A 16,466-nucleotide genomic window follows, 5' to 3' on the forward strand; every position below is an offset into this window, starting at 1 on the left:
TATCATGAGGAAAACAATAACAGAAGGATATCAAAGTGGATAAACGATGGTTTGAACAATACCAAAATGGAGTCCCACATGAAATTGACACAAGTCAATATTTATCCCTCATATCTTTATTTAACGAATCATGTAACTCTTTTGCGAGCAGAGCTGCCTATTCCAATTTGGGGACTGAAATTACTTATGCTGATTTGGATAGCCTCAGCAGAAATTTCGCTGCTTATTTGCAACAATTGAATTTGGAAAAAGGGGCAAGAGTAGCAATAATGCTGCCTAACGTTTTACAATACCCTGTAGCCATCTTCGGTGTTTTGCGAGCTGGTTATGTCGTGGTAAACACTAACCCCTTATACACAGCCGATGAAGTAATACACCAAATGAATGACTCTGGAGCAGAAGTCATCATCGTGCTGGCTAATTTTGCAAAAACAATTGAAAAAGCTTTGCCATCCATGCCTTCTGTTAAGCATGTGATTGTAACTCAACTGGGTGATTTATTTCCTTCATTCAAGAGATTCATTGTTAATTTTGTAGTAAATCATATAAAAAAATTGGTTCCTGCCTTCTCAATTCCTCACGCAGTGGCTTTTAACTATGCTTTGTCTGAAGGAAAACAAGCAACGCTTCATCGAGTTGAACTGAATCATGATGACATTGCGTTTCTACAATATACTGGTGGTACTACTGGTGTTGCAAAAGGCGCTATATTGACTCATGGCAATCTTATAGCCAATGTGATGCAAGCATACACCTGGATATCTCCTCTGGGAGTCAGTGATCAAGATATTATAGTAACCGCACTTCCCCTGTACCATATTTTTTCCTTGACAGCCAATTGCCTCACTTTTATGAAAATTGGCGCGAAAAATATTCTGATCACCAATCCACGTGATATGGGACATTTTATAGATCAAATCAAAAATTCGGGTTTTACAGCAATAACAGGGGTAAATACTCTCTTCAATGCACTGCTGAATCACCCTAAATTTAAAGAAATTGATTTCAGCAAGTTAAAACTAGCATTATCAGGTGGTATGGCATTGCAAAAAAGTGTGTCTTTAAAATGGTCTGAAATGACCAAAACACGTGTTTTGGAGGCTTATGGATTAACTGAAACCAGCCCTGCAGTGACTATAAACCCGATGTACCTTGATGGCTATAATGGCAGTATTGGTTTACCACTTCCTTCAACTGATGTGTCTATTCGTGATGAATCCGGAAAAGAAGTGCCTATTGGTACAAGTGGTGAGTTGTGCATTAAAGGGCCGCAAGTGATGCCAGGTTATTGGAAAAGGCCTGATGAAACAGCCTTAGTGTTTACTAAAGACGGGTTCTTAAAAACCGGCGATATTGCTCGTATGGATGAAGAAGGCTTTATCTATCTGGTCGATAGAAAAAAAGACATGATCGTTGTTTCAGGATTTAACGTATACCCTAATGAGGTAGAGCAAATAATAGGAATGCATCCTGGCGTACTGGAAGTAGGTGTTGTAGGTATTGTTGATGAAGAATCCGGTGAGCGAGTTAAAGCCTGTATTGTAAGAAAGGATACGACATTGACGGCTGAGCAAATTATTAATCATTGTAAGGAGCATTTGACTGCTTATAAAATTCCCAAGATTGTTGAGTTTTTTGATGAACTTCCTAAAACGAACGTGGGTAAGATTTTGCGTCGTGCCCTAAAAAATAAAGAATTGGAACAAAAAAACTCGGTCAATAAAAAAACAATGGAGCCTGTTTAGGTATAATTGGAGTATTCTGGTCGCTATTTATTCAGAATACTCCTCTTTTAAAAGTATTCTGAATAAAGTCTCAGGTAAGTTCCATCAGCTTCCATTTCAAGAAGTATTTTATTTATTTTTTTTATTAATACATATTGATCAGGGTTTGCCATAATGGCATATCCTTCTCCAATAGAAATTTTGTCACCAATTAATTTATAAGTATAGGGTTCAGATGCCATCCAATATTTTGCTGCTTCATAATCCATTAAACTGGCATCAACTTCATTATTGCTTAAGCCAAGAAGCATATCTTGTATAAGTTCATAAAAAATGATCTGATTGTTGTGGTTTTCTGACAAGACTTGCCTTGCATAAGGAGTTCCTTTTCTTACTCCAATTTTTTTACCGTGTAGTTCATCAAATGTACTGATTTTAGAATGGATGGTAGTTATATATTGTGAGTTACTTTCCATATAAGGCAGACTAAAAATAAAGTGTTTCTTTCTTTCATCTGTAATAATCATTGAGGCGATAACCAGATCGACCCTACGGTTTGTTAACTCGGGAAATAAATCATCGAATATGTAAGCTTCAAAAGTGCAGTTCGCATGTAATCTTCTACATATTTCTTGCATAAGGTCTATATCAAATCCATACAATGAACTCTTGTTACCAGACCAAACTTCAAAAGGTGGATTAAATTTTGAAGTACCAATCGTTAAATTTAATGAATAAGAACTAGAGGAAATAATAATAAATAAGAGAAGTTGCAGTAACTTCATAAACTACATCCTTTAATTTAGGAAGTTTGTTTAATCATAATCATGGTACAAAAAAATAAATTTGTACAATTTGTTTAATATTAATTTTTTATTTTAGTTTAAGTATCGGGTGAAATTATTTTAAGAAAGGCTCATATTGCAGCAATATCACATAAGACTAATTTATTGAGAAGCTAATTGTCTCATTATTCTTGCTGTGGCGCCCCATATTAACTCTTGATTAGCAATAAATTGGCAGGTGATAATATGTCTCCCCTCTTTTTCAATCCTAATTTCTTTATAATTTTTCAGATTTTTTACCAAAGGCATGGGCACAAGAATTAATTCACTAACCTCTTGTGGATTCATAGTGTAAGGAAATATGGAATCAATACTGGCGAACCAAGGGTGAATGACTAAACCGAGCAAAGTCTTTTCAATTTTTAATTTTCTGATCAGAGTTATTCTGTCTGATGTAACACCTAGCTCTTCATTAAGCTCTCTTAATGCAGTGCTATATAAATTTTGATCTTTTATTTCTTGAAATCCTCCAGGAAAGCACACTTCTCCCGGGTGTTTTTTTAGCATCTCACTTCGTTTGGTGAGAATTAACGAGTCTCTGGAAAGATCATATAAGACAATAACAGATGAATGTGTTTTAATGGCTTGTTGGGTATTATTTGATTCCATTGATAATCGCTGCTATTTTTGTGAAACATTCACGATATTCATCTTCCCAATTAGAGTCAATAACTATTCCTCCTCCTGCTGCCAAATACAAAACATTATCCTTGGCTGTAACCGTACGTATTGCGATATTGGCATCAAAACGCCCATGATTTGAAAAGTAGGCTATACAGCCACAATAGACTCCTCTTTTATAGGTTTCCAGTTCACTGATAATTTTCATCGTTTCTAATTTAGGTGCCCCAGTAATTGAACCACCTGGAAAACAGGAAAAAAATGTTTCAATTGGATGAATATCCTCTCTGCAAACAGCCCGTATGTCGGAAACCAAATGATGTACTGCATTGAAACTCTGGATGTTACAAAGATTCATTACCTTTACACTGCCAGGTTTTGCAAGTTTACCTAAATCGTTTCTTAGCAAGTCAACAATCATGACATTTTCAGCCCTGTTTTTAGGACATTTTAATAGCAGCTCTTTTAATTTGTTATCTGCAGAAGGATCCTTCGACCGGTGGATAGTACCTTTTATAGGTGAAGTTAACATTTCTCCATTGTCATAAAGTAAAAATCGCTCGGGAGAAAAGCTTAATAGGTCAGCTTCATCTGTCCTGATAAAAGCGGCATATGGAACTGGATTATTTTTATTAACCCTTTGGTACATATCCCAGGGATTTCCCGTGAATCTTGTCTGAAACGGTTGAGTAAAATTAACCTGATAGGAACGTCCTGCTCTCAGGGCTTGTTGAATAGCATTGAATGAATTTCTGTAATTCTCTTTTGATATTAAAGGCAAAAATTCCGCTTGAACTGAAAACTGTACCGGCGTTTTTGGTTGGCTGTTTAATATATTTTTTATTTCATTTAAAATATTTTTTGTTGAAGAATGACTGTTTCTTGCAAATAAAGTGGCTTTTTTTAAATGATGATCTACGATGATAGCCCAATCATAAAACCCTAAATTTAAAAATGGTATGTTCGTCAGTTCTTTTTGGGGATATTGTTCAATATTATGTAATAGTGCGCCAAAATCGTAAGAAACGTAGCCTATGGCTCCGCCTTGAAAAGGAAGATCAAATTCTGAGTGCTCTATTTTTAATTTGTTTTTCAATTTGGTTAATACTAAATCTTTATCATATGTATGGTTTTTAATAACCATCTTCTCATATGGATAAGCACTTAAAATATCATAACGACCCATCGATTTGTTCGTACTCTCAAGCAGAACAAATCCAGGTAAATGACTGAGTTTTTCATAGGTATCAGATGAAAAATCATGGTAGTCAAGTGTAATAAGAGTACTATCAATCAAATTATCACCTCAAGATAAGGATGTGTTTGTGAAAAAATGCACTGCTTTTGATTTGGTCATTTTAACCTAACTCATCAATAAAAAGCGTATATTTTTATCTTGGGTCTATATTAATTTACTGGTTTTTAAATTAATTTGTGAGTATCCTATGCCAACGCGTTGTTGACAAGGAGCCATGTAATGACAACTGTTGCTCAATTTGAAATAACATACACACAATACCTGAATGAACAAGGTCAGTTGATCGCTGAATTACCTCCATTTGCAGATAATCAATCCATACTTAAAGAATTGTATAAAATCATGGTACTCACTCGTACTTTTGATAAAAAAGCAATTGCATTGCAAAGAACAGGAAAAATGGGAACGTATGCACCAATTAATGGCCAAGAAGCTATTTCGACTGCAATCGGCCATGCTCTGAAACCTGAAGATGTACTTGTTCCTTATTACAGAGATTATGCCGCTCAATTTCAGAGAGGCGTTAAAATGTCAGAGATACTCGCCTTCTGGGGGGGAGATGAACGAGGAAGTCATTATTCTAATAATGCGGAAGATTTGCCTATCTGTGTTCCGATTGCATCTCAATGTTTGCATGCCGCAGGAGTTGCCTTTGCTTTCAAGTACAGAAATCAACCAAGAGTCGCATTGGTTTGTATAGGAGAAGGAGGCACTTCAGAGGGTGATTTTTACGAAGCCATGAATGTGGCTGGGGCGTGGAAATTACCAGTAGTTTTCGTGGTAAACAATAACAAATGGGCAATTTCTGTGCCTATAGAGAAGCAAACCGGGTCACAAACGATAGCACAGAAAGCGATTGCTGCTGGTTTTTCTGGTGTTCAAATAGATGGCAATGATATCTTTGCTGCAAGACAGGTTATTGGGGATGCTATTGAAAAAGCTCGCCAAGGTGGTGGCCCTACTCTAATCGAAGCTTTAACCTATCGCTTGTGCGACCACACAACCGCTGATGATGCAACACGCTATCAGCCTTCTGAGGAAGTAGAGGAAGCTAAAGCAAAAGAGCCAATTACTCGTTTTAAACATTATTTAATGCAACAAAATATTTGGACATCTCAGGACGAAGAAAAGCTGGTAATAGAGTGCAGTGACAAGGTAGAAAAAGCGGTAGAGGAATATTTGAATACCAAACCTCAGCCTGTTAGCAGCATTTTTGATTATCATTATGCGGAATTACCAGAATATTTAATTGAACAACGTGCAATAGCCATGGAGGAGTATTCTCATGCCTGATATTACTTTAGTTGAAGCTGTTACTCAGGCTCTGGCGTATGAGTTAGCTCATGATGAAAATGTAGTAGTCTTTGGCGAGGATGTTGGTAAAAATGGTGGAGTATTTCGAGCTACTGTAGGTTTACAAGACAGATTTGGAGAAAATAGAGTTTTTGATACTCCTTTAGCAGAATCAATGATAGCAGGACTTGCTATTGGAATGTCTATTCAAGGCTTAAAACCTGTTGCTGAGTTTCAATTCATGGGTTTTATTTATCCAGCCATGAATCAGATCATATCTCATGCAGCGCGTATGCGTAACAGAACCAGAGGCCGGTTACATTGCCCTTTGGTTTATCGCGCTCCGTTTGGTGGCGGAATCAGAGCACCAGAGCATCATTCTGAAAGTACAGAGGCATTATTTGCTCATATTCCGGGTTTGCAAGTGGTTATCCCCTCTTCTCCTAAACGTGCTTATGGGCTGTTGTTGGCGGCTATACGTAATCCTGATCCTGTTATTTTTCTTGAACCAAAAAGGATTTATCGCTTGGTTAAACAACCTGTTCCTGATGATGGACAAGCCTTACCGTTAGGTAAATGTTTTACTTTGCAACAAGGAGATGATCTGACATTAATTAGCTGGGGGGCCAGTATGCATGAAACCTTACAGGCAGCCAAACAATTAACTGATGAGGGTATTTCCTGTGAAGTTATTGACATAGCGACAATCAAGCCTCTGGACATAGAAACCATTTTAAGTTCTGTAGAAAAAACAGGACGTTGCGTCATAGTGCATGAGGGTGCAAAAACTTGTGGTGTGGGTGCTGAAATATCAGCTCAAATTATGGAGCATTGTATGGCCGATTTGCTGGCTCCTGTGCAAAGAGTTACGGGATATGATACGGTTATGCCTTATTTCCAGCTTGAAAAACAGTACATACCTAGCGTTGCACGTATTAAGAACACTGTTATGAGTATAATGGAGTAATAATGAATATTTTTAATCTACCTGATTTAGGTGAAGGGTTACCTGACGCTGAAATTCATGAATGGTTTGTTAAGGAAGGCGATACAGTTAAAGCAGATCAACCTTTAGTTTCTATGGAAACGGCAAAAGCAGTTGTTGACGTACCCTGCCCTCAATCAGGCACTATCGCAAAACTTTATGGCAAACCTGGTGACGTTATAAAAACTGGAGAGCCCCTCGTAGCATTCGTTTCAACTACAGAAAAACCTGCAGACAAAGGCACAGTGGTTGGTAATCTGGAGGAAAGTACTGATGTGGTAGAAGATAATTTTATTATTGGAAGTCAGCGTTCTTCCCATCGTGTTAAGACAACACCTGCTGTAAGAATGCTAGCAAAAAAATTAGGGGTTGATTTAAGCTCTTTAAAAGGTAGTGGTGATAATGGCGTTATTACTCGAGAGGATGTGCAAAAGCAAGCTAATATCAACTCACAACCACCCGCCGGGTTTGAGCCTTTGCGAGGTGTTAGAAGAGCCATGCTTAACAGCATGGTACAATCTCATGCAGAAATAGTTCCGGTTAGTATCTTTGATGAAGCAGATATCCATAATTGGAAACCCAACACGGATATTACCGTTCGATTAATTCGGGCTATTATCCATGCGTCCAAAAAGGAACCTGCTCTTAATGCCTGGTTTGATACTAAACATGCTGCACGTAAATGTTTTAATGAAGTGCATCTTGGTATTGCCATGGACAATGAGGAAGGTTTATTTGTTCCAGTTATCCATGATGCTGAAAAGTACTCCGACAGTGAGTTAAGAAAAATAATTGATGAATTTAAAGAGTCGGTTCGTAATCGAGCAGTAAGCGCAGATAAACTAAAAGGGGCAACAATCACCTTATCTAATTTTGGTAAATTTTCAGGACGTTTTGCCAGCCCAATAATTGTTCCTCCAATGGTCGCAATTCTAGCAGTCGGAAGGCTTTATCAAGCAGCAGTAGTTACAGAAGACAAAATCGAAGGACACAAAATGCTTCCTTTATCCTTGAGCTTTGATCATAGGGCTATTACCGGAGGCGAGGCTACTCGCTTTTTAGGGGCAGTTATCGAGTCGTTACAACAAGCATGATTTTAGTCTATGTTAGGGCCTCGCAAACAGCGAGGCCTAACAACAAATAATATTACTGAACTATCTACCTATTTTACATGAAATATCTCGTGGATATTTTAAATTTGTTTCTTGAGATTCAGTTCATAAGCAAGTAGAGTTAATAATTTGTTAATTGGCAAGGAAGAGAATGGCCATGAGAATTTTTGTCATGATTTTGCTTTTCTTTTTTAGCATTTCCCCGACTTTGGGGGAGACTACTTTGCCTGCAGTTTTTGATGTCAAAAATGCAAATAAACAATTTGATCACATCAATCTTCAGTTGTCAGTACAAAATCTTAATTTAAATAATCTGAATAAGGCGGTAGAAACTTTAAGTGAACTATCAGCACAATCAGAAGAATGCATAGCCGATTTACAAAAGAAATTAAATGGAGTGGATGTATTAATCAAACAAGCTGCCTCAACAGGAAATGACAAAGGGGCGGATTTAGTCTATCTGAATAATCAAAAGCATCAGTTGGCTGAGTTACAATCTCAATGCCGATTGTTTTCGATTCGAGCACAAGAAGCAATAGATGCTTATAAAAGTGCTATTTTACAATTGAGGCAAGAAAAAACTTTGGCACGTACTTTGCCATTATGGCAATTAGTAAGTAAAATTATTAACTCTCCTGATAATGCCAAATGGATAAATCACTCTAAAGAGAAATTTTTACTTCAAGATTTACCTGTTTATCTATGGTGTTGCATTGTTATTACAAGTTTTTTTATCTCCATCCTGGTGTTGTCAAAATTACGACAATCTAATGCTATACGCCGCTACGTGAAGTTTAAAAAAATTCGCTGGGCTCATATTACTCTTTTAGCTTTGTTCGTGATGACGGGCTCATTGTATGGCTATATCTCCCTATTCACTGGTGAAGAGCAGCTTATCAACTCTCAATTTCTTTTGATAAAAGAGCTCTTTTGGTTTCTTACCGGAACATTATTAATTGTTTTTTTATTCAAAGTAAAAAAAATCAAGGCTTTTTTTGATTGGTATGCGATGGATAGTGAATTTTTTGAAATACTAAGCATTGTGATTGTTGCATTTTATTTCCTCGCATTGTCAGAGCAGAGATTATTTGATATCTGGGAAGTCAATAAGATTATTGTGGAGTTAACTCGCTCCATCTTTCTATTTTTATTACTTGCCACTACGGCTTATTTTACTCACTATTTCTGCCGCTCTCATCTTCATATTTCTTTTGTAAAAAGACATTATAATTTTATTCGCTACTTTATTTCTGCGTTGCTTTTAGGATGTGCAATTCTTAACATCAGTGGCTTTTATACTTTAGCCATGCAGCTTACTCTATCTGGCATTTTTACCTTTTTTATCCTGTATATAACTATTTTAGTAGGACAGAGTATTAATAAATTTTATGCCTCATTAAGTTACTCACAAGGCAAATTGAATGTAATACGATTATTTGGTTACAAAAAGGATCAGATGCTCACCGAGTTTTATATTCTTAAAATTACCTTAAAACTTGTTGTTGTTCTCCTGAGTATCTATCTAATAGGGATATCATGGGGCTTTGCTACAGATTTTATTGATACTGTTTACAAGAAATTATTGTATGGCTTTACTCTGGCAAATATTACAATTTATCCAACACGCATTCTCTTCGGGATCATAATTTTTTGTTTTTTATATCTTGTGTCCCGGGCCATTTCAACTTCAATCAGTCGTCACCAGCAATTCGAAAATGAAGAAGAGACTCAGGTAGCTATTGCCTCCATTTTGACTTATGTTGGATTCAGTATTGCTGTTATTTCAGGCTTACTTGTGGCAGGTTTTAATTTTACTGGCCTTGCCATTATCGCAGGAGCACTTTCTGTAGGAATTGGTCTTGGACTCCAAAGTATAGTTAATAATTTTGTATCAGGTATTATTTTGCTTATAGAGAAACCAATAAGGCCTGGAGATCGAATTAACATCGATGGTGTTGAAGGATTTGTGAAAAAGATCAGAGTTAGATCAACACAAATTATAACTCCGGTAAATGAAGATATTATTATTCCAAACTCTGATTTAATTACACGCCGTGTAGTCAACTACATGCTGACAGATAATTATTGGAGAGTGAATTGTGAAGTTAGCGTAGCGTTCGGGACTAACCTCAATCTTGTTAAAGACATCCTTTTGGAGATTGCCAATAAACATGATGATGTTGTAAAAAGTGGTAGAAATAAACCTGTCGTATTATTTACCAGTTTTGCCGACAGTGCATTGACTTTTCAACTTTGGTGCATGATTAAAGATGTAAATAAAAAATCGACAGTCAAAAGTGAATTAAATTTTTCTATTGAGGAGGCTTTTCGAAAACATGACATTTCAATAACATAGTCTCAAGGTGATTTTCATATTCGAATTGGAGTTTGAGTACTTTCCCTACTCTGGAAAATAATTCTTAGTATTATTATACCCTATCGATAATTAAGGTATGACCTCGAAATAAATTACTGTTAGTATCTGCATATAATTTATATCAGCTTATCGAGTTAAAGGAATAACATGAATGATTAAAAAAATACATCGTTGGTTGCCTTTGCTTGTATTAATCGGGCTATTGGTACTTTTCTTCAGTCTACACCTTGATAAATACTTAAGTTTTGATGCGTTAAGAGAAAATCATACTTTACTCATTGCATGGACTCGAACTCATTATTTTGTTGCGCCACTGATTTTTATCATTTTTTATACAATTGCTGTGGCCATCTCTATTCCAGGGGCAGTTCTTCTTACTTTAACCGGGGGATTTTTATTTGGGGTATTCTGGGGTGTGTTATTTGTGGTTATCAGCGCGACACTCGGGGCCACCATACTTTTTTTTGCAGTTCGCACTGCTTTGGGTGACTGGTTTGCACAAAAGGCATCTGGATGGATTGAGCGTATGCGTCAGGGATTTCAACATAACGCTTTTTCATATTTAGTTACACTACGATTAATTCCATTATTTCCCTTTTGGGTAGTAAATATTGTACCTGCTCTTTTAAATATTCGAGCAAAAACATTCATTACAGCGACTTTTATTGGCATTATTCCAGGAACAACAGTCTATGTAATGGTTGGTAATAGTTTAAGCCAAATATTTGCAGCCAATCAGACGCCCAATTTTAGGATCATATTTGAACTACAAATATTAGGTCCTCTGCTCGCATTGGCTGTTTTGTCTCTAATGCCAGCACTTTATCAATTCTTAACTCGCAAGCATCAGAATCATCAAAATTTCTTAGATATTAGGCAAGTAATAAATTGTGATTTAGCCATTATAGGTGGTGGAGCTGGAGGTTTGAGTTTAGCTTCTGGTTGTTCACAATTAGGGCTTAAAGTCGTTTTGGTTGAGTCTGGGAAAATGGGAGGAGATTGTTTAAATTACGGTTGCATCCCATCCAAATCATTACTTGCGGCAGCCAAGACGTTTTATTATGCAAAACATGCAACACATTTTGGAGTACATACTGAGGCGATAAAAGTTGATTTTCAACAAGTAATGCAACATGTGCATCAAGTCATAGACAACATTTCTGAACACGATTCTATCCAACGTTTTGAATCATTAGGCGTGCAAGTTATTAAACAGGTAGGGAAATTTTTAAATTCTAATACCATACAAGCTGGTGATAGTATCATTAAAGCAAAACGTTTTGTGATTGCAACAGGTTCTTCCCCATTTATCCCACCAATTCCTGGATTGGATACGGCCCCTTATTTCACCAATGAAACGATTTTTGATTTGAAAGAACAGCCTAAGCACTTGATTGTCATTGGTGGTGGCCCTATTGGTTGTGAACTTGCTCAAGCATTTGCTATGCTGGGCTCTCAAGTGACTCTGCTGGAGGGATTGAATCTTCTTCCCAAGGATGACCCTGATTGTGTAACTGTCCTCCGTACTCAGATGAAATCGATGAATATTCTCATTTATGAACAAATCAAGATTACGCAAATAAATTCTCATCCTGATACGGGTATCTCTGTATGTTTTGAATTTCAGAACACGCAATTCACTATTACAGCCAGTCACCTGCTCATTGCAACCGGACGTCGGGCTAATGTAGATCTCCTTGATTTGGAAAAAGCGGGTATTAAATTCACCAGCAAAGGCGTTGAAGTAAATAAATATTTACAAACCAGTAACAAAAAAATCTATGCTCTGGGTGATGTAACAGGGTTTTATCAGTTTACTCATATGGCTAGTTATCAGGCTGGTATCGTGCTTCGTAATATTGTTTTTAAATTACCGGCTAAAGTGGATTATAAGGCGATTCCATGGGTCACTTATACTGATCCCGAATTAGCTCATGTTGGACTAAGAGCCAGTGATGCCTTAAAGCATCCTGATCTCCAAATAACTGAGTGGCCATTTATGGCTAATGATCGTGCGCAAACCGAGCGCACTTTAAATGGAAAAATAAAAATCATCACAGACAAGAAAGCAAGGATCCTGGGAGTTACCATAGTTGGTCCACATGCTGGAGAACTCATTTTACCTTGGATTATGGCAATTCGTGAGAAAAAAACGCTCCGAAGTTTTACAGATGCTATTGTTCCTTACCCTACCCTGAGTGAAATTAGTAAACGTGTTGCGGGTGAGTTTTATGCTCCTAAATTATTTTCCAATAAAACCCGTACATTGGTTCGCTGGTTGCAAAAAATTGGATAAAGCGGCAAGCTGCTTAATTTAACCTTAAATGGCGTTTGACTTCCTTTTCATCGGATAAAATTTCAATAACTCGAGCAATCCATTTTTTGTTATCTGCCCTAACAAGCACATTGGTACGGCCAAATAATTTTTTATTTAATTTGCAATGGATCAGAGAAGCCAGCATTTTGTTGCAAGCAACAGAGAAATAGGCGCGGTCTTTACTGAGAACTTTCAGATGATGTTGAGTTAATAATTTTCCAAAAGGGATATTAGTATGAATTATATCAGTAATAAGTTTCTCTGGCAGTTCTGCAAAATTAATGTTAATAGCTGCTAACTCAACGGGAATGACTTCATTTTTCTTTTGGGCAAGATCTACATTATTTCTCTTCTTATTTATGTCTACATACAGGATGATAATTCGAGAATATGTGTTGTTATGCGGATTTGTAAAGGCGCTAATTACTTTAATCCTGGAGGTGCGCTGATAGTATCTTTCCAAAGTGGTTGTCATTAATGGTTGTGTGAGTAAGTAATTATAGGGAGACATTAAACTATCTTTGCTTAATATAGTGCTCATTTTAACAATATTGAACAGACTATCTGTCTGATTTGTATTTATTGATTTAGCTGCATGAGATAAGCTCCCCAATACTCCTAAACAAAGAAACAACATAATATTGTGATTGATTGCTCGGATGGAGATTTTTAAACTCATGCAATTGATTAATAAATGAATCATTTTTAGTATTACCTTACTTTTAAGTCAGAAAATAATGTAAAAACAGTCCAATGCCATAAGATAAAGAGGCTGTAACAGCACCAATGACCAGTGTCTCAAAACCAGAATATAGCCAGGATTTGGTCGACCAGTGGCTTTTGATCGAACCGATGACAAAAAATGTAATTGCAGTGAAAAAACAAGACCAGATAAACGGATTGTTCATGACCAGTACGTAAGGGATTAGTGGAATAATTCCAAAAAATAGAAATGCGCTAAAAGTATAAAGCGCCGCTTTAAACGGGAATCTAAGCGAAGCAGGTAATCCATATTCTTCTTGTAGCATGGTCTTTATCCATAAGGCTCTGTTGGCTGTAATTTCATCAACAATCTGATCCAGTGTTTGATCATGCAAGCCTTTATTTTGAAAAATTTGTTTTATTTCTTTTTTTTCACCCTCGGGAATAAACTCGATGTGTTTTTCCTCAATTGTTTTATAACGCTGATATTGATCTACCTCAGATTTGGTACCTAAATAATTACTTGCAGCCATTGAAAAACCATCAGCAAGCAAGTTGGCAAAGCCCAAAATTAGAATAACTAAAGAAGATAATTGCCCACCGACGACACCGGAAACAATGGCAAAAGTAGTTACAACACCATCAATTCCCCCATATATCCAATCTCGTAAATAATTTTGTGAGGGAGTCTGCGTTAATCGCTCTCTGATTTCTTTTTGCGAATGTCCATGCTCTAAATTTTCCATAGCAGATCCTTCCCCTCGTTTATTATTTATTAATTATCAATACTGTCAATAATATCGCTAGTTTGACAAAGCATATAATTAAATTTAGTATATTTGAGTTTATTAGATGGCGCGGGGTGTCGGGAAATCCGGCTGAGAGTTACCCGTTGAACTTGATCTGAATCATATCAGCGTAAGGACGCCTTTAAAAAAACCATGGCCTTTTTAAGGCATGGTTCCCTTTTGCCATCTCCATAATATTTAAAAATAATAACATAAGGAGTTATGGCAATGTCATCACTAAAATCCAGGGTTACCCTACTACTTAATTGGTATACCAACCCTTATCATACCCCAATACTTGTGGCGCAACAATTGGGATTTTATGCAGAAGAAGGCATCAAGCTCGCCATTTTGGAACCCGCAGATCCCAGTGACGTGACCGAAATCGTTGGCCTCGGAACAGTAGATTTTGGTGTAAAAGCAATGATTCATACCGTTGCTGCCAAAGCAAAAGGTTATCCAGTTACTTCCATAGGTACACTTCTTGATGAGCCACCAACAGGACTGATTGCTTTAAAGTCAAGTGGCATAAATTCTTTCCAGGATATTGTTGGTAAACGAGTAGGTTATATTGGAGAATTTGGCAAAAAAATTATTGATGATTTGGCCAGCCTCGCTGGCATTGATCCGACAAGCTATAAAACAGTACGTATTGGTATGAATGTCACAGATGCCATTTATCGGGATGTTATCGACACCGGTATTGGTTTTATTAACTTTCAAAAAGTTGAATTGGAACATCTTTGCGGAGAAACTGTATTTTTACGCATTGATCAATTAGCTGGTTTAGGTTGTTGTTGTTTTTGTTCAATACAATTTATTGTTCCTGAAACAACATTAAAACAACCCGAATTAGTTAAGGGATTTCTCAGAGCAACACAGCGCGGTGCAGCCTACACAACAGAAAAGCCTGAAGAAGCCTATGAGTTATTATGTCAGGCTAAACCTCAGTTGCGTACCCCCTTATACCAAAAGATCTTTACAAGAACATTACCATTTTTTTCGCGTACATTAATTAATGTTGACAGAGATTGGGATAAAGTTGGACGCTATACCAAGCATCTAAACATTATTGATGAGCACTTTGATATCTCGCAATGCTATACCAATCGTTTTTTGCCTGATACACCTTATTCTGATTTGAAACCAATCGCTTGTTGCCTTGAGAATTAATTATGCGAGCAGGCATTGCAGGCGCAGGGATCATGGGACGTCTGTTGGCTTTTGCATTACATAATGCGGGCTGGCAGGTATCCCTTTTTGATCACTCTAATGAAAACATGAATTGCAGCACTGCAGCTGCAGGTCTATTATCGCCTTTTTCAGAATTGGATAAATCAATCTTATTGATTTCCAGCCTGGGTCAAGAATCTATTAAGAATTGTTGGCCACGCATTATTGAGTACTTACCTGAGTCCGTGTATTTTCAACAATCTGGCACTCTGGTGCTATGCCATCCCGGCGATCATGCGGAATGGATTCACTTTAGCCGGCGTATCCTGAATCAACTCAATCAGAATAATTGTGTTTTTCAAAAATTATCTCATGAAAATCTTATTACGCTTGAGCCTGAGCTGACGAAGTTTGAAACCGCTTATTATTTTCCAAATGAAGCACATATCGATTGCCAAACACTAATGTTGTCTTTAAAAAAATATCTCGACTCTCTTGGCATACCTTATATTGCCAACTCCCCAGTGCTGTCGATTAAACCAGGTGAGATCAATACAAAAGAGCAGAGATATCATTTTGATGTCGTTTTTGATTGTCGTGGTTTGGGAGCACAAACGGTATTTCCTGATTTACGTGGCATTAGAGGTGAGCTCATTTGGCTTCATGCACCAGGAGTCCAATTACATCGCCCTATACGTCTTCTGCATCCAAGGTATAGTTTATATCTTGTACCCAGACCAGGAAATCTTTACCTCATAGGTGCTAGCGAAATTGAAGCAGAAGATTTTAGTCCTATTTCCGTGCGTACAACTTTGGAGTTATTGACTGCTGTGTATTATTTACATGCAGGCTTTGACGAGGCTCGCATCATAAAAACGGTGACCCATTGCCGTCCAACTTTAACAAATCATTTACCACGCATTAAATTTGTCGATGGGCTTATAGCAGTCAATGGACTTTATCGTCATGGTTATTTAATAGCCCCAGCCTTGGCAGCAGAAATTTTACGCGGCGTGACATCCAATTTTCAGCATCTGAATCATCCAGAGCTTTGGGAGAGCTATTGTGATTAATATTTATTTAAACGATAAAATCTATACCATTCAATCCTCATTATCCTTAAGTGCTTTTTTAAAGCAGCTTAATTATACCCAACAGCATTTTGCTGTAGCGATAAATAATCATCATGTACCGCACAATGCTTATGAAACTACAATTTTGCAAGCGAATGACAGTATCGATATCCTCTTCCCTATGCAAGGAGGTTAATG

General features: G+C 37.1%; 14 protein-coding genes and 1 riboswitch. Of the genes, 9 read left to right on the forward strand and 5 right to left on the reverse strand.

What is annotated here, in order from left to right; genetic code table 11:
- Nucleotides 1-35: 35 nt before the first annotated feature.
- Entirely contained in the window at nt 36-1,745 is a 1,710-nt protein-coding gene (locus EL201_RS07950; RefSeq protein WP_027221741.1) for an AMP-binding protein, read from the forward strand.
- 47 nt (nt 1,746-1,792) lie between these two features.
- On the opposite strand, the gene EL201_RS07955 is transcribed toward EL201_RS07950, so the two are convergent.
- The 3 genes from EL201_RS07955 to pabB all read right to left on the reverse strand — a co-directional run bounded on the left by EL201_RS07955 (nt 1,793) and on the right by pabB (nt 4,487).
- Nucleotides 1,793-2,509, reverse strand: coding sequence for a transporter substrate-binding domain-containing protein (locus EL201_RS07955; protein ID WP_027221742.1), 717 nt, complete (start codon nt 2,507-2,509; stop codon nt 1,793-1,795).
- Between the two features lie 162 nt (nt 2,510-2,671).
- Nucleotides 2,672-3,178, reverse strand: coding sequence for an NUDIX hydrolase (locus EL201_RS07960; RefSeq protein WP_027221743.1), 507 nt, complete (start codon nt 3,176-3,178; stop codon nt 2,672-2,674).
- A complete protein-coding gene (pabB, locus tag EL201_RS07965) occupies nt 3,165-4,487 on the reverse strand; it encodes an aminodeoxychorismate synthase component I (protein WP_027221744.1) in 1,323 nt (440 codons plus the stop codon). Before pabB ends, EL201_RS07960 begins: the two co-directional genes overlap by 14 nt.
- 180 nt (nt 4,488-4,667) lie before the next feature.
- Between pabB and pdhA the strand changes: the two genes are divergently transcribed.
- The 5 genes from pdhA to EL201_RS07990 all read left to right on the forward strand — a co-directional run bounded on the left by pdhA (nt 4,668) and on the right by EL201_RS07990 (nt 12,511).
- Nucleotides 4,668-5,741, forward strand: a complete 1,074-nt coding sequence (pdhA, locus tag EL201_RS07970; protein WP_027221745.1) for a pyruvate dehydrogenase (acetyl-transferring) E1 component subunit alpha — start codon at nt 4,668-4,670, stop codon at nt 5,739-5,741.
- The gene (locus EL201_RS07975) at nt 5,734-6,708 is read left to right on the forward strand and encodes an alpha-ketoacid dehydrogenase subunit beta (RefSeq protein WP_027221746.1); all 975 of its coding nucleotides are present in this window, start codon (nt 5,734-5,736) and stop codon (nt 6,706-6,708) included. The genes pdhA and EL201_RS07975 overlap by 8 nt, the downstream gene beginning before the upstream one ends.
- Nucleotides 6,709-6,710: 2 nt before the next feature.
- Nucleotides 6,711-7,820 carry a dihydrolipoamide acetyltransferase family protein gene (locus EL201_RS07980; RefSeq protein WP_027221747.1) on the forward strand — a complete coding sequence of 370 codons (1,110 nt, stop codon included), beginning with the start codon at nt 6,711-6,713 and terminating at the stop codon, nt 7,818-7,820.
- Nucleotides 7,821-7,989: 169 nt separating this feature from the next.
- Complete coding sequence (locus EL201_RS07985; protein ID WP_027221748.1) at nt 7,990-10,194, forward strand: mechanosensitive ion channel family protein; 2,205 nt, start codon at nt 7,990-7,992, stop codon at nt 10,192-10,194.
- Nucleotides 10,195-10,366: 172 nt separating this feature from the next.
- The gene (locus tag EL201_RS07990; RefSeq protein ID WP_027221749.1) at nt 10,367-12,511 is read left to right on the forward strand and encodes a dihydrolipoyl dehydrogenase family protein; all 2,145 of its coding nucleotides are present in this window, start codon (nt 10,367-10,369) and stop codon (nt 12,509-12,511) included.
- Between the two features lie 13 nt (nt 12,512-12,524).
- On the opposite strand, the gene EL201_RS07995 is transcribed toward EL201_RS07990, so the two are convergent.
- Together EL201_RS07995 and EL201_RS08000 are read right to left on the reverse strand one after the other, a co-directional pair.
- Nucleotides 12,525-13,235 (reverse strand): hypothetical protein, encoded by a 711-nt coding sequence (locus EL201_RS07995; protein ID WP_027221750.1) that lies wholly within the window; start codon nt 13,233-13,235, stop codon nt 12,525-12,527.
- 19 nt (nt 13,236-13,254) lie between these two features.
- Nucleotides 13,255-13,980 (reverse strand): VIT1/CCC1 transporter family protein, encoded by a 726-nt coding sequence (locus tag EL201_RS08000; RefSeq protein WP_027221751.1) that lies wholly within the window; start codon nt 13,978-13,980, stop codon nt 13,255-13,257.
- A gap of 102 nt (nt 13,981-14,082) precedes the next feature.
- Nucleotides 14,083-14,176, forward strand: a riboswitch (TPP riboswitch).
- 74 nt (nt 14,177-14,250) lie between these two features.
- Between EL201_RS08000 and EL201_RS08005 the strand changes: the two genes are divergently transcribed.
- From EL201_RS08005 to thiS, 3 genes are read left to right on the forward strand one after another with little or no spacing between them, the layout of a single operon-like run.
- Nucleotides 14,251-15,195: a 4-amino-5-hydroxymethyl-2-methylpyrimidine phosphate synthase gene (locus tag EL201_RS08005; protein ID WP_027221752.1), complete on the forward strand. Its 945-nt coding sequence runs from the start codon at nt 14,251-14,253 to the stop codon at nt 15,193-15,195.
- A 2-nt stretch (nt 15,196-15,197) separates the two neighbouring features.
- Nucleotides 15,198-16,268: an FAD-dependent oxidoreductase gene (locus EL201_RS08010; RefSeq protein ID WP_027221753.1), complete on the forward strand. Its 1,071-nt coding sequence runs from the start codon at nt 15,198-15,200 to the stop codon at nt 16,266-16,268.
- Nucleotides 16,261-16,464 (forward strand): sulfur carrier protein ThiS, encoded by a 204-nt coding sequence (gene thiS, locus EL201_RS08015; protein WP_027221754.1) that lies wholly within the window; start codon nt 16,261-16,263, stop codon nt 16,462-16,464. Before EL201_RS08010 ends, thiS begins: the two co-directional genes overlap by 8 nt.
- Nucleotides 16,465-16,466: the final 2 nt, after the last annotated feature.

The organism is Legionella pneumophila subsp. pascullei (assembly GCF_900637585.1).
Lineage (GTDB): Bacteria > Pseudomonadota > Gammaproteobacteria > Legionellales > Legionellaceae > Legionella > Legionella pascullei.

Bases quoted from the DNA above. Each gene is read 5' to 3' on its own strand.
- EL201_RS07955 (WP_027221742.1), bottom strand. From the start codon at position 2,509: ATGAAGTTACTGCAACTTCTCTTATTTATTATTATTTCCTCTAGTTCT.
- EL201_RS07960 (WP_027221743.1), bottom strand. From the start codon at position 3,178: ATGGAATCAAATAATACCCAACAAGCCATTAAAACACATTCATCTGTT.
- pdhA (WP_027221745.1), top strand. From the start codon at position 4,668: ATGACAACTGTTGCTCAATTTGAAATAACATACACACAATACCTGAAT.
- EL201_RS07975 (WP_027221746.1), top strand. From the start codon at position 5,734: ATGCCTGATATTACTTTAGTTGAAGCTGTTACTCAGGCTCTGGCGTAT.
- EL201_RS07980 (WP_027221747.1), top strand. From the start codon at position 6,711: ATGAATATTTTTAATCTACCTGATTTAGGTGAAGGGTTACCTGACGCT.
- EL201_RS07985 (WP_027221748.1), top strand. From the start codon at position 7,990: ATGGCCATGAGAATTTTTGTCATGATTTTGCTTTTCTTTTTTAGCATT.
- EL201_RS07990 (WP_027221749.1), top strand. From the start codon at position 10,367: ATGATTAAAAAAATACATCGTTGGTTGCCTTTGCTTGTATTAATCGGG.
- EL201_RS07995 (WP_027221750.1), bottom strand. From the start codon at position 13,235: ATGATTCATTTATTAATCAATTGCATGAGTTTAAAAATCTCCATCCGA.
- EL201_RS08000 (WP_027221751.1), bottom strand. From the start codon at position 13,980: ATGGAAAATTTAGAGCATGGACATTCGCAAAAAGAAATCAGAGAGCGA.
- EL201_RS08005 (WP_027221752.1), top strand. From the start codon at position 14,251: ATGTCATCACTAAAATCCAGGGTTACCCTACTACTTAATTGGTATACC.
- EL201_RS08010 (WP_027221753.1), top strand. From the start codon at position 15,198: ATGCGAGCAGGCATTGCAGGCGCAGGGATCATGGGACGTCTGTTGGCT.